The 12,253-nt window shown below is 68.2% G+C and carries 17 protein-coding genes and 1 pseudogene; 9 read left to right on the top strand and 9 right to left on the bottom strand.

The features are described 5' to 3' along the window. Positions 1–154 precede the first annotated feature (154 nt). Genes PMI01_RS25070 through PMI01_RS25055 form a run of 4 tightly spaced genes read right to left on the bottom strand, consistent with a single transcriptional unit; the run spans position 155 to position 3,787 of the window. Complete coding sequence (locus PMI01_RS25070) at positions 155–2,029, bottom strand: flotillin family protein (RefSeq protein ID WP_007676245.1); 1,875 nt, start codon at positions 2,027–2,029, stop codon at positions 155–157. A 24-nt stretch (positions 2,030–2,053) separates the two neighbouring features. Further along, positions 2,054–2,677 (bottom strand): YqiJ family protein, encoded by a 624-nt coding sequence (locus PMI01_RS25065; protein ID WP_007676244.1) that lies wholly within the window; start codon positions 2,675–2,677, stop codon positions 2,054–2,056. Between the two features lie 7 nt (positions 2,678–2,684). Further along, positions 2,685–3,260: a PspA/IM30 family protein gene (locus PMI01_RS25060; RefSeq protein ID WP_007676242.1), complete on the bottom strand. Its 576-nt coding sequence runs from the start codon at positions 3,258–3,260 to the stop codon at positions 2,685–2,687. Between the two features lie 8 nt (positions 3,261–3,268). After that, positions 3,269–3,787, bottom strand: coding sequence for a hypothetical protein (locus tag PMI01_RS25055; RefSeq protein ID WP_007676240.1), 519 nt, complete (start codon positions 3,785–3,787; stop codon positions 3,269–3,271). Positions 3,788–3,934: 147 nt separating this feature from the next. Here PMI01_RS25055 and PMI01_RS25050 point away from each other — a divergent pair, with 147 nt between their 5' ends. From PMI01_RS25050 to PMI01_RS25030, 5 genes are all read left to right on the top strand, one after another. Beyond that, complete coding sequence (locus PMI01_RS25050) at positions 3,935–4,438, top strand: hypothetical protein (protein ID WP_007676238.1); 504 nt, start codon at positions 3,935–3,937, stop codon at positions 4,436–4,438. Between the two features lie 172 nt (positions 4,439–4,610). Then, positions 4,611–5,228: a 30S ribosomal protein S4 gene (gene rpsD, locus PMI01_RS25045; RefSeq protein WP_007676236.1), complete on the top strand. Its 618-nt coding sequence runs from the start codon at positions 4,611–4,613 to the stop codon at positions 5,226–5,228. 250 nt (positions 5,229–5,478) lie between these two features. Beyond that, the gene (locus PMI01_RS25040) at positions 5,479–5,787 is read left to right on the top strand and encodes a TFIIB-type zinc ribbon-containing protein (protein ID WP_007676235.1); all 309 of its coding nucleotides are present in this window, start codon (positions 5,479–5,481) and stop codon (positions 5,785–5,787) included. A 15-nt stretch (positions 5,788–5,802) separates the two neighbouring features. Continuing rightward, positions 5,803–6,729: a zinc metalloprotease HtpX gene (htpX, locus tag PMI01_RS25035; protein WP_007676233.1), complete on the top strand. Its 927-nt coding sequence runs from the start codon at positions 5,803–5,805 to the stop codon at positions 6,727–6,729. A gap of 69 nt (positions 6,730–6,798) precedes the next feature. Then, a complete protein-coding gene (locus PMI01_RS25030) occupies positions 6,799–7,131 on the top strand; it encodes a hypothetical protein (RefSeq protein WP_007676225.1) in 333 nt (110 codons plus the stop codon). A 151-nt stretch (positions 7,132–7,282) separates the two neighbouring features. Here PMI01_RS25030 and PMI01_RS25025 read toward each other — a convergent pair whose 3' ends face one another. Beyond that, positions 7,283–8,464, bottom strand: a complete 1,182-nt coding sequence (locus PMI01_RS25025) for a serine hydrolase domain-containing protein (protein WP_007676223.1) — start codon at positions 8,462–8,464, stop codon at positions 7,283–7,285. 75 nt (positions 8,465–8,539) lie between these two features. On the opposite strand from PMI01_RS25025, the gene PMI01_RS25020 reads away from it, so the two are divergent. The 4 genes from PMI01_RS25020 (at position 8,540) to PMI01_RS25005 (ending at position 10,300) form a co-directional block, all read left to right on the top strand. Next, positions 8,540–8,917 carry a hypothetical protein gene (locus PMI01_RS25020; RefSeq protein WP_007676222.1) on the top strand — a complete coding sequence of 126 codons (378 nt, stop codon included), beginning with the start codon at positions 8,540–8,542 and terminating at the stop codon, positions 8,915–8,917. 93 nt (positions 8,918–9,010) lie between these two features. Then, on the top strand, positions 9,011–9,340 hold the full coding sequence (locus tag PMI01_RS25015) for an ArsR/SmtB family transcription factor (protein ID WP_007676221.1): 330 nt from the start codon (positions 9,011–9,013) through the stop codon (positions 9,338–9,340). Then, entirely contained in the window at positions 9,337–9,819 is a 483-nt protein-coding gene (locus PMI01_RS25010; RefSeq protein WP_007676220.1) for an SRPBCC family protein, read from the top strand. The genes PMI01_RS25015 and PMI01_RS25010 overlap by 4 nt, the downstream gene beginning before the upstream one ends. A 64-nt stretch (positions 9,820–9,883) precedes the next feature. After that, positions 9,884–10,300: a GFA family protein gene (locus tag PMI01_RS25005; protein WP_007676219.1), complete on the top strand. Its 417-nt coding sequence runs from the start codon at positions 9,884–9,886 to the stop codon at positions 10,298–10,300. A gap of 207 nt (positions 10,301–10,507) precedes the next feature. On the opposite strand, the gene PMI01_RS25000 is transcribed toward PMI01_RS25005, so the two are convergent. From PMI01_RS25000 to PMI01_RS24985, 4 genes and pseudogenes are all read right to left on the bottom strand, one after another. Beyond that, complete coding sequence (locus PMI01_RS25000; RefSeq protein WP_007676218.1) at positions 10,508–10,924, bottom strand: acyl-CoA thioesterase; 417 nt, start codon at positions 10,922–10,924, stop codon at positions 10,508–10,510. Continuing rightward, complete coding sequence (locus PMI01_RS24995; protein ID WP_007676217.1) at positions 10,921–11,400, bottom strand: hypothetical protein; 480 nt, start codon at positions 11,398–11,400, stop codon at positions 10,921–10,923. The genes PMI01_RS25000 and PMI01_RS24995 overlap by 4 nt, the downstream gene beginning before the upstream one ends. After that, positions 11,397–11,753 carry a Grx4 family monothiol glutaredoxin gene (gene grxD, locus PMI01_RS24990; protein WP_007676216.1) on the bottom strand — a complete coding sequence of 119 codons (357 nt, stop codon included), beginning with the start codon at positions 11,751–11,753 and terminating at the stop codon, positions 11,397–11,399. The genes PMI01_RS24995 and grxD overlap by 4 nt, the downstream gene beginning before the upstream one ends. Before the next feature lie 239 nt (positions 11,754–11,992). Beyond that, a pseudogene (locus tag PMI01_RS24985) lies at positions 11,993–12,253 on the bottom strand (hypothetical protein); the annotation flags it as partial.

The following is a 12,253-nucleotide window of genomic DNA, read 5'->3' as shown; positions in this document are numbered from 1 at the left end:
GGGTGGGGCTTCACCGCCGCCTTGAGTCATCAAACCCCACCCGACCCCTTCGGGGCCACCCTCCCCACAAGGGGGAGGGTGGGGCGTTTGGACGAAAAACGCCCCCGCCACGCAGGTGACGGGGGCGTTCGCGTTTCAGGGCTGACGCGGCGGCTTACGCCTCCTCGTCCTCCGCCTCGTCCTCGTCGGCGACGATCTCGATCGGCTCGACCACGGCGGCGACGCTCTTGCCCTTGCGGACCGGCCGCGGCGCGGGGAGGGTTTCGACCACCGTCTCGCCCGTCGTCGCCATCGGTTCGCGCAGGACGGCGGTCAGGCCGTTGACGTCGCCGCCCGACAGGCCGACCTCGGCCATCAGTTGGTCGAGCAGCGGGGCCTGGGCGCGGTAGCGCAGGGCGCCGCTGACCACCTGGTCGGCCAGGTTGCCGCCGCCGTTCGAGCCGCCGCCCCCATGGCCGTTCGAGTCGTTGGCCGCGCCGCCGTTCATCCCCTCCATCTGCACGATGCGGATGGAGTCGATGGCCTGCAGCGGTTTGACGGACTCGGCGATGATCCGGTCGAGGTTCTCGATCAGCTTGACGCGGATGGTCATGGCCACCTGGTCGGCCGACAGCAGGTTGGCCGCCTCGTTCAGGGCCTTCTGGCCGGCGGCGTCGACGGCGTAGCGCACGCGGGCCGCCTCGGCGGCGACGCGGACGGCCTCACCGGCGGCCTCGGCCTCGATGCGGGTCTTGTCGGCCGCGCCCTTGGCTTCCTCGCGCAGGGCCTCGGCCTGGTCGGCGGCGGCGGTCTTCTGGGCCTCGGCGGCCACCTTGACGCCGATCGCCTCGCGCTCGGCCTCCTTGGTGGCCTCGATCAGCTCGATGATCTTCTGACGCTCGGCGCCTTCGCGTTCGCGGACCGTCTTGACCTGCTCCTCGGCGGCGACGGCGATGGCCAGGGCCTTGTCGGCTTCGGCCTGGGCTTCGGACTGGGCGCGCGACTTCTCGGCCACGGCGATGGCGCGGTCCTGTTCGGACAGCTCGATGGCCTTGGCCTTCTCGATGTTCTGGGTGTCGACGGCCCGTTCCTTGGCGATCTCGCGCTCGCCCAGTTCCTGCTCCATGGCGATGCGCTGCTGGGCGACGGCCCGATCGGCGTCGATCTTGGCGGTCTGAATCTGCTGCTCGGCGGTGATCTTGGCGCCCTCGGCCTCGCGCGACTTCTCGGCTTCCTGCTGCGAGACCTCGGCGGCCTGGGCGGCGCGGCGGATGGCCAGTTCGCGCTCCTGCTCCAGCTTGGCGTATTCCTCGTCGCGGCTGATCTCCAGGGTGCGACGTTGGGCTTCCAGGTTCTTGGTGCGGATCTGCACCTGGGTGTCCTGCTCGATGTCGTTGCGCAGCTTCTTGCGCAGCTCGATCTCCTCGGTCAGCCGGGTCAGGCCCTCGGCGTCGAAGGCGTTCGACGGGTTGAAATATTCCATGGCGGTCTGGTCCAGGCCGGTCAGCGACACGGTTTCCAGCTCCAGCCCGTTCTTCAGCAGGTCCTCGCTGGAGACCTGCTGCACCTTCTGGACGAAGTGGGTGCGCTGCTCGTGCAGCTCGGTCATGGTCAGCTCGGCGGCCACCGAGCGCAGGGCGTCGACGAACTTGCCCTCGACCAGGTCCTTCAGCTGCTCGGGATGCATGGTGCGCATGCCCAGGGTCTGGGCGGCCGAGGCGATGGCGTCGGCGCTGGGCTGGACCCGCACATAGAACTCGGCCAGCACGTCGACGCGCATGCGGTCCTTGGTGATCAGGGCCTGCTCGTTCTTGCGCTCCACGGCCAGGCGCAGGGTGTTCATGTTGACCGGAATGGTCTCGTGCAGCACCGGCAGGATCAGGGCCCCGCCATTCATCACCACCTTCTCGCCGCCAAAGCCGGTGCGGACGAAGGAGGTCTCCTTGGAGGCGCGCTTGTAGAGGCGGGCGAAGATCAGGCCCAGGATCAGCAGGGCGGCGAAGCCGCTGCCGGCGATGATGGCGATCTCGATCAGAGCAGGCATGTTCATGGGTACCCCCGTACTTGGAAAATTCTAAAGGTCGCGCAGCGAGGTGCTGACGTTCTGGATGGCGAAGAACCGGGCCCCGGCGTGGCGCACGATGATGACCTGCGAGCCCTCCTCGAAGACCTCGCCGGCGTCGTCGGGCTCGATCATCACGTAGTGGGTCTGGCCGTGGACGTCGCGGACCCGGGCCTGGGCGGCGCTGCCGACCTGGGCCTTGCCCGTGACGATGGTCGCCCAGCGGCCGACCAAGGTCTCGCGCGCCACGGCGGTGGTCTCGTCGGTGGGCAGGATCTTGGCGACGACCCGACCGAACAGCCGGGTGAAGGGCAGGGCGGCGGCCACGGCCAGCGGCACGGCCAGCCACCAGGGCCCCGGCCGGCCGAAGACCCCGGCGATCAGCTGCTGCAGGATCAGGCCGACCAGGCCGAAGCTGAACAGGAAGACGACGATCAGCATCAGCAGCGGCAGCCTGCCGACGTTGAGCCAGTTGAGCAGCGAGGCGTGACCGTCGACGTCGGCGTCCGCGTCGATCCCGTCGCCGAGCACCGCGCCGCCGCCCAGGCCGATGGCCTCGACCGCGCCGATCAGCAGCATCAGCAGCAGGGCGGCGAAGAACGGGACGTTGTCGCCCGAGGTGATGAAGGCCCACATGCCGCGATCAGCCCGGCTGGCCGACGCGGGCGAGCAGGGCGGCCAGCCGCTCCTCCACGCGGTGGCGGCGGGCCAGCTTGTCCAGCTCCGACAGCTTGGCGCCGCGGTCCAGGTCGGCGGCCTCGCGGGGCGGCGGGGCGGCGCGGGTGGCGTTCAGGCTGTGCAGGTCCTCGCTCATCTCGCGACGGGTGGCCTGCAGGGCCGAGAGGTAGCCCTCCAACTCGGCCTGGCGCTCGGCGGCGTGGGCGACGGCGGCTTCCAGCACCGGGACCTGGGCCTCGATGTCCAGCTGGTGCTCCAGGGCGGCGCGGATCAGGTCCTCGCGGCCCTGGCTCAGGGCCAGGTCGATCTGGGCGGCCAGCTCGTCGTGACGGCTGCTCTGCTCGGTCAGGCGCTTGGACGCCAGGTGGCGGGCGGCGATGGTCTTGCCCAGCTCGGCGCGGACCTCGTCGACGGCTTGGTCGACCTCGCGCAGGGCCTGCTGACCCAGGGCGTCGGGCAGCACGCCCTCCAGCGCGTCGACGATGGCGTGGGCCCCGCCGGCGACGATACGGCCCACGCGGGCCCCCAGGGTGTCGGCCATGAGTTTCCTCATTTCGGAGCGGTCGGCGCAGTCGCCGCGGTGATCAGGGTCATCAGTTCGTTCAGGGCGTGCAATCGCCTGGCGACGACGCCAGGGTCGTAGGCCGGGGCGCTGGGCGTCACGGCCCAGCGCAGCATCTGTTCGGTCATCCGGGCGGCGCAATCGACCAGCCGGGCCTCGTGGCGCAGCATCGCGCCCTCGTCGGCGGCGGCCATCTCGGCGGGGGTCGACAGGGACAGGGCCAGGAACTCCTCGACCGCCGTCAGCAGGCCGATCACCACGCCGGAGCGTCGATCGGTCGCCTGCTCGGCCTCGCGCACCGCGCGCAGGGCCGGGCCCAGGGCCTCGTGGCTGGCGGCCAGGGCGCCGGCGAAGCTGTCCGGCCGCTCACTGCGCTGCCGCGCCAGGCGGATCAGCCCACGCACCTTGTCGCTGGACGTCACCGCCCCTTCCAGCTCTAGTTGAGCCAGGAAGACGGAGTCGTCCTCGGAGAGCCTGACGCTCAGGGGCGTGTTCAACACTACCATGGCTAGAGCTTGACTGCGTGTAAGACGTTTGTAAACAGCGAAGTTAAATTGTCATACGTCGCGCCGGACGGTTGATCGCCACCCGCTTTCGGTTCAGCTTCGCCGAGAGCTTGACTAGGCCCCCCTACGGGTCCGTGAGAAACCGTGATGATCTCTTCCGGATCGGACGCCGATCGCCCGGATGCCGGTCAGGACCAGGAAGCCTGGACCTGGGACCACGACGACTGGGACGATGATTGGGCCAGAGAGGCGACCGGCGAGGATATCGTCCATCCGGTGGTTCCTGACGACCGGCCGTTCTTCGCGCCCCTGTACGGTCTTGGCCATTTGCTCTGGATCAGCGCCGTGTTGGGCCTGCTGGTCTTGACCGGCCACGCCGTTCACTACGCCCTACTGCTGGCGATGCTGGGGTCGAGCGGCGCGCTGATGGCCGCGGACAAGACGTGCGGCCCGTCGCCCGTGCGATGGGCTGCTTGGTTGATCGTGTTTTTTGGCGCTTATCGTCTCCTGGCCCTGAAGGACCCTTCGCCCCCTTGGTGGATAACGCCTGGCGTGATCACGGTGATCGTGGCTTGCGCCTACGGATTGGTGCGCCGTGGCCAAGTCCGATTGAAGCGCGAGGTTCGCCAGGCCCCACTGGACCTGGCCTGAAGCCCACGGGCCTTGCCCGTTGACTCCCCGTCGCCCCTCCGTCATAAACCGCGCCTTCACGCCGCCGGCTTGCCGGACGGTGGGAAAACCACATGACGGAATGATGCGACGCCGCCGTTGAGATCGCACCCCCCAGGGGGAGCCGGCCCGGATCGAGCTAAAAGAGTGACTTATGTCCAAGCGCCATAGCGCCAAGTACAAGATCGATCGCCGGATGGGCGAGAACCTCTGGGGTCGGCCGAAGTCGCCGGTCAACCAGCGGTCCTACGGCCCCGGCCAGCACGGCCAACGCCGCAAGCAGAAGGTTTCGGACTTCGGCCTGCAGCTGCGCGCCAAGCAAAAGCTGAAGGGTTACTACGGTAACCTGACCGAAAAGCAGTTCAGCCGCACCTACGAAGAAGCCGCGCGCCGCAAGGGCAACACGGCTGAAAACCTGGTCGGCCTGCTGGAATCGCGCCTGGACGCCATCGTCTACCGCGCCAAGTTCGTGCCGACCGTGTTCGCCGCCCGCCAGTTCGTGAACCACGGCCACGTCACCGTGAACGGCAAGCGCGTCAACATCGCCAGCTACCGCTGCAAGATCGGCGACATTATCGCCGTCCGCGAAAAGTCGCGCAACATGGCGCTGGTGCTGGAAGCCGTCGCTTCGGCCGAACGTGACTTCTGCGAATACATCACCGTCGACGCCAAGGGCCTGTCGGCGAACTTCATCCGCGTGCCGGAACTGTCGGAAGTGCCGTACCCGGTGAAGATGGAACCGAACCTCGTCGTCGAATTCTACGCTTCGTAAGACGCGTTACCTCGAGACGATCGGAAAGGCCCCGGGGAAACCCGGGGCCTTTTTCGTTGGGCGTCCCTTGAACCGTCACCGCGGCCCCCTAAATCCAACTCGCGGGCCGGGCCCCTCTGGCGAGTGTTGCAAGCACTCGTGATGTCGGACCGCATCGGGTGTTCTCGATGTCTGGGTCCGGCTGTCCCTCCCCCTCCGCGCCGGCTTCAGCTTCGGGAACACCCGTCCATCAACTGGACAGGGACCGCCCATGCCGCTTCTGATGTGCCCCAATTGCGATGCTTCCATGCAGGCCGTGCAGCGCGCGACCGTGGAGTTCGACATGTGCCCCCAATGCCGGGGCGTGTGGCTGGACCGCGGTGAGCTGGAAAAGCTGATGTCGATGGAACGGGGCGAACCCCAGGCCCTGTCGCCGCGCTTGCCCGACTACGAGCGGGCCCGCGAGCGCAAGGACGAACGACCCAGCCCCGAACGCCTGCACGACCGTTACGACGACGACCGCCACCGGGGCCAGTACGGCAAGAAGAAGCGCTTCGACCTGTTCGACATCTTCGACTGATCCGACGATAGGACCATGAACCACCTCAAGACCTTCATCCTGCTGGCCGGCCTGACGGCGCTGTTCGTCGGGGCCGGCTACATGATCGGCGGCCCGACCGGCATGCTGATCGCCCTGGTGCTGGCGCTGGGGATGAACCTGTTCTCGTACTGGAACGCCGACAAGATCGTGCTGCGGATGTACGGCGCGGTCGAGGTCGACGCCAGTGCCGCCGACCCGCGGGTGCGCGCCTATGTGCAGGACGTCGAGGCGCTGGCCGTCCGCGCCGGCCTGCCGCGTCCGCGCATCACCGTCATCGACAGCGACCAGCCCAACGCCTTCGCCACCGGCCGCGACCCCGACCACGCCGCCGTGGCCGCCAGCACCGGCCTGCTGGGCCTGCTCGACCGCGACGAGATCCGCGGCGTCATGGCCCACGAACTGGCCCACGTGAAGAACCGCGACACCCTGACCATGACCGTCACGGCGACCATCGCCGGCGCGATCTCGGCCCTGGCCAATTTCGCCTTCTTCTTCGGCGGTTCGCGCGACGACCAGGACCGGCCGGGCGGGCTGGTCGGGACCATCGCCCTGGCCATTCTCGCGCCGATCGCCGCCATGCTGGTGCAGATGGCCATCAGCCGCTCGCGCGAGTACGAAGCCGACCGGATCGGGGCGCAGATCGCCGGCGACGGCCGGGCCCTGGCCCGGGCGCTGGAGAAGATCGAGGCCCATGCCCGGGGTGGCGCGGTCAACCACGAGGCCGAGCGCAACCCGGCCACGGCGCACCTGTTCATCATCAACCCCTTGTCGGGCAAGGGCGCCGACAACCTGTTCTCGACCCACCCGGCCACCCACAACCGCATCGCGGCCCTGCTGCGGCTGGGCGTGACCCAGGGAACGCGGTCGGCGGGTACGGCCGTGCCGATCGGCGGCGGACGCCGTTCGGGGCCGTGGAGCTAGGCCGGCGATCTTAACTCTACGACAAGGCCCCGGGCGTTATCTGTTTGAAACGCTTGGGGGAAAGCCGTGATGATGCCGCAACTGAAACCTGAGGCCGCCAGCCTGGTCGCCGTGTTCGAGGCCCTATCGGCCGAGATGTCGATCGCCGCCGTGTCGTGCGGCCACCTCGACAGCGCCCTGGGCCAGATCCTGGAAGCCGTGCCGCCCGAGGCGCGGATGAAGGTGATGCAGGAACTGCACATGGTCGACCTGCTGGCCCAGCACATCACCGCCATCACCGACTTCGCCGCCGGCCTGGCCCGGGTGGCGAGCCCGGACGTCACGCTCGAGGTCGAGGGCGCGCTGTCGCGGATCACCCTGGGCGACGTGGCCGGCCGGCTGCGTGAGGGTTTGGCTAAATAGGGCCGTCATCCTATACGCCTACGCCGTCATCCCCCGCTTTATGCGGGGGACCCAAGCGGTGGCTGACGCATCATAACGCCGCCGCCGGCTCGGCTTGGGTCCCCCGAACAAGTCGGGGGATGACGAGCGTGAGGGGCGGGGTTGTGCGCCTCTAAGGCGCCGCCACAGGCAGCATCGGGTTGTACTCCCAGGTCCATGGCATCCCCACCTCGCCCAGCGCCGCCTTGACCAGCGGCGGGATGATCCGCGCCCCGACGCCGCTGTTGGTCAGCACGACGATGCAGCGCTGGCCGCGCTCGACGCAGACCATCATGTTGTCGGTGATGTCGTTGTGGCCGCCCTTGATGAAGACGTGGCCCTGCGGCCCGTCGAACACCACCACGCCGATCCCGGCCGCCAGGCCGATCCTGGCGTTGGCCGGGTCGGTCCCGGTCAGGGTCGGCGGGAACTGGTGGGGATTGACGATCGGGAAGCTGGGCTTGACGCGCTCGGCCTTCGACTTCGCCGACAGGCCCTGGCCGCGCACCAGGGCGGCGGCCAGTTGGCCCAGGTCGGTGACGGTGGTGTCCAGCGACCCCGCCGCCCGGACATTGCTGCGCTCGTCGTGTTCCTCGAACTTGCCGTCCTCGTGATAGCCGTCGGCCAGGTTGGCGGCGAAGTCGGGGCGCCAGCTCATGCTGCTGCGGGTCATGCCCAGGGGCGTGAAGATCCGCCGGTTCATCTCGTCGCCGACCTTCAGGCCCAGGCCCTGCTCGATGACGAACTGCATCAGGTTGACGCCTTCGCCGGAATAGATGTAGCGCGTGCCCGGGGTGGTCTTGATGTCCAGCTTCTCGTCGGCGTTCAGCCAGCGGAAGTTGGGAAAGCCCGCCGTGTGGGTCATCAGCATGCGCGGGGTGATCTGCTCCCAGCGCGGGTCCTTGGCCAGGTCGGCATATTGCGGATAGTCGGGCAGGGGTTTCGGCAGATAGGCCTTGATCGGGGTGTCGAGGTCCAGCCTGCCGTCATCGACCAGCATCAGCACATAGTCGCCGAACGCAGCCTTGGTGATCGAGGCCGCGTACATGATGGTGTCGGGCGTCAGCGGCAGCTTCTTCTCGACGTTGCGCCAGCCCTGGGCCGAGACGTGGACGACCTTGCCGTGCTCGATCACCGCGAAGGCCAGGCCGGGGATCTTGCCCACCGCCATCAGTCGGGCCGCCTCGGCGTCGAGGGCCTTGTAGTCTGCGGGCTTGGCCCCATTCGGCTCGGCCCCATTCGGCTCGGCAAGGCCGGGCGAGGCGGCGGCCAGGACCAGCGCCGTCGCGGCGATCGAAGCGAATTTACGGAGCACCCAGGTCCTCGTCGGTTGCGCATGGCCAAGCCTTGCGCAAACTAGGGTCGAGTTTCGTTCCTTGCCAAGGCCCACATGACCCTCGACCGACGCGGACTGCTGGCGACCGGGCTGGCCCTGGCCCTGGGCGGCTGCGCGGGGCGGGGCGGGGTGTCGCTGGTCGCCGGCCCCGGCGGCGAGGCGGCCGGGCTGGAGGCCCTGAAAGCGGTCACCGCCGGACCCGCGGGCCTGACGATCCGCGTCGCTTCGAGCGGCTGCGCCCGCAAGGAGGACTTCGCCTTCTATGTCGATCGGACCGGCGTCCCGCCGACCATCGCCTTCGCGCGCAAGCGGCTGGAGACCTGCCACGCGGCGACGCCGGGCGAGGCGGCGTTGTCCTTCACCTATCAGGAGCTGGGCGTGGCGGAGCGGGGCAGGCTGGCGGTGCTCAATCCGCTGGCCGCCAACCCCTAGACCCTGAACCCGCGCGGGCTGTTTGCGTTCGCGTCCATGGCTCGAAACAAATTAGCCGTTGCTAATTTATTAGCATGTGCTAATTGATATGCCATGAACGAAGCCGCCACCATCACCGCCGTCATGCGCACCCTGGCCGATCCCACGCGCCGCGCCGTGTTCGAACGGGTCGTCATGTCCGACGAGATCACCGTGGTCGAGCTGACGCGCGGGAGCGGCGTGACCCAGGGCGCCATCTCCCAGCACCTCAAGTCCTTGAAGCAGGCCGGCCTGGTCGCCGAGCGCCCCGAGGGCCGCAACGTCTATTACCGCGCCCAGCCCGAGGGCCTCTCGCCGCTGGTCGACTGGATGAGCCACTACGGCGTCTTCTGGCGCGAGCGGTTCGCCGACCTCAGAACCCTCTTGAAGGAGATCGACCCATGACCGACGCCGCCTTGAAATCCGACACGCAAGACATCGTGGTCGACGAGGTCCTTCCCCATGCGCCGGAGGCGATCTGGAAGGCGCTGACCACCGGCGAGCTGATCGGCCGCTGGCTGATGACGCCGACCGGGTTCGAGCCGGTCGAGGGCAAGACCTTCACCTTCCAGACCACCCCGGCCGGCGCCTGGGACGGCGTCATTCACTGCCGGGTGCTGGAAGCGGCGCCGAACGAACGCCTGAGCTATGCCTGGAAGGGCGGGGACGAGGGCAATGTCGGCTACGGCTCGCGCCTCGACACGGTCGTCACCTGGATCCTCTCCAGGGCCGAGAACGGCACGCGCCTTCGCCTGGTCCACTCCGGCTTCGTGCTTCCGCGAAACGGCGCGGCCTTCAAGACCATGGGCGACGGCTGGAAGAAGGTGGTCCCGAGCATCGGCGTCATCGTCGCCGAACAGGTCGCCCCGACCCAGTCGCACTAGGCGCGTCGCCGAGGCCGCACGGCCCGGCCGACACGCACCACACCCCTATCGCGAGAGAAAAGACATGAGCCAGGCCTTTACCGGCGGATGCGCCTGCGGCGCGATCCGTTACGAAATCTCCGCCGAACCGATATTCATGAACGACTGCCAGTGCCGCGACTGCCAGCACAAGAGCGGCACGGGGCACGGGTCCTATCTGAGCTTTCCGGGCCGCGAGAGCGTGAAGCTCAAAGGTGAGGCGACCCATTGGGACATCGTCGCCGACAGCGGCTCCGTGAAGACGCGCGCCTTCTGCCCCACCTGCGGGTCGCCGGTCTATCTGACGTTCGCGGCCATGCCAGAGCTGTTCACGGTGCACGCCGCCAGCCTGGACGACCCCGACCGCTATACGCCGCAGGCGGTGACCTACGCCGTGCGCGGCCATGCATGGGACCATCTCGATCCGGCCCTGCCGAAATTCGACAGGATGCCGACGGGGTAGGGGGGAGTGATTTCACGTCCGCGAATGCCGGCGCCCAGGCCCACCCCCATTCGTCATCCCCCGACTTGTTCGGGGGACCCAAGCAGAGTCTGACGCTCTGTCCAGCGTCGCTTGGGTCACCCGCATAAAGCGGGTGATGACGGGATTTTTGAGGTGAAGGCGCGCTCGCAGGCTTGGCGCATCTAACTGTCCACAGCTTCCGGGGACTCACCCCTTCGGCGTGAACCGCTCGATCATCCACCTCGGCACCCGGGCCGGGCGCTTGGCGGCGACGTCGATCAGCACCCAGTCGGTGCGGCTCTGGGCGCACATCTCGCCGTCGGGGCCGTCGATGCGGACATAGCGCTCGAAGCGCGGGCCCTTCAGCTCGCCCACCCAGGTGTAGCCGACGGCGACCTCGCCCGGCAGCAGTTCGCGGCGGTAGTCGATCTCGTGGCGGCGGGCCACCCAGCTCCACCCGGCCCGCTCCTCGGGCGAGGCCCAGGCGTCCCAGTGCGCGGTCGCCAGGTCCTGGGCCCAGGCCAGATAGACCACGTTGTTGACGTGGCCGTTGGCGTCGATGTCCGACGCCTTCGGTTCGAAGGTCAGGTGGAAGGCGTCGCTGGCCGGATGGAAAATCTTCATTGGGCGGCTCCAAGACGCCAACCATCCGCGTCGGAAACCAGGATGGCGTTCGAGCGATCCACGCAGGTGTTCAGCGCCCCGCCCGAGAGGATGTGCGGCTTCGACACCGGGCGAACCTGAGCGCCGTCCTCCGCCAAGAAGACAAAGGCGCTGCTGGCTTCATCGAGAAAAGAGGCCGAGCCGTCGTCGAAGAATTCGGTGAGTTCGCTTTCGCCGGTCGCGGGTTTCGTCGGCAGGCCGGCGTCCTTGAGCCTTTCGAGGGGCGAGCCCTCGCCGACGCCGCAGACCTGGGTCCATGCGCCAGGCTCAAGGGTCCGCAAATCAATCGTGACGCCGTGATCCATCGCGCGCCGCAGCGCCTGGTCGAAAGGTTTGTCCGAGGCGTTGATCCTGTAGCCGGTCGGGAACGTGACCCAGACCACAAGAGCGAGCAGGCATAGCGTGCCTAGGCCCAGGACCAGGCGTCCGCGACTCACGCCGCGATGAGGCCTTGCTCCGCCAGCAGGGTCTTCAGTTCGCCCGACTGGAACATCTCGCGGATGATGTCGCTACCGCCGATGAATTCGCCCTTCACATAGAGCTGGGGAATGGTCGGCCAGTCGGTGAAGGTCTTGATGCCCTGGCGCAGCTCGTCGTCCTGCAGCACATCGACGCCGACGAACTCGACGCCCAGGTGGTCGAGGATCTGCACGCTGACGGCCGAGAAGCCGCAGCGCGGCTGGTCCGGCACGCCCTTCATGAACAGGACCACGGCGTTGTCGGCCACGGTCTTGGCGATGAAGTCGAGCGCGGGGGAGGAGCCGGCGTCGGTGGTGGTGGGGGCGGTCATGGGAAAATCCTTGGCGTAGCCTCTCAGCTAGGCGCCGCGACCCTCCGGGTCAAGCCTGGCGGGGTAGGAGGAGGACGCCAGGTTCGCCAAAATGCACCCAAACCTGTCATCCCGGACAAGCGCGCAGCGCGCAGATCCGGGACCGGGGCGTGAACGCAGGCGCTTCCGGCGGTCCCGGATCTGCGGCCCTTCGGGCCTTGTCCGGGATGACAGGTCTTTTTGCGTTTCGGAAGCGGCGCCTACGCCCGGCGCCTGTTCCGCTCGGCCTCCTGGGCCGAAAAGCGGGCCATTTCGATCTGGGCCGAGCAGCCGGTCGGCAGGTCGCGCTCGGCGATGGCGGCCAGGGCCTCCAGGTCGGCGGGCGTCTCGGCGGTGATCTGCACGGTGGCCAGCGACGGTTCGGTCAGGGCGTAGGCCAGGCAGATCTGCTGGGCGGTCCAGCCGTGGGTGTTGTGCAGGAAGTCGTAGCCGCCGATATCGGCCAACATCATGTTCGGCTT

The sequence above is a fragment of the Caulobacter sp. AP07 genome (assembly GCF_000281955.1).
Classification (GTDB): Bacteria; Pseudomonadota; Alphaproteobacteria; order Caulobacterales; family Caulobacteraceae; genus Caulobacter.
This window is presented reverse-complemented; position numbering and strand designations above follow the sequence as displayed.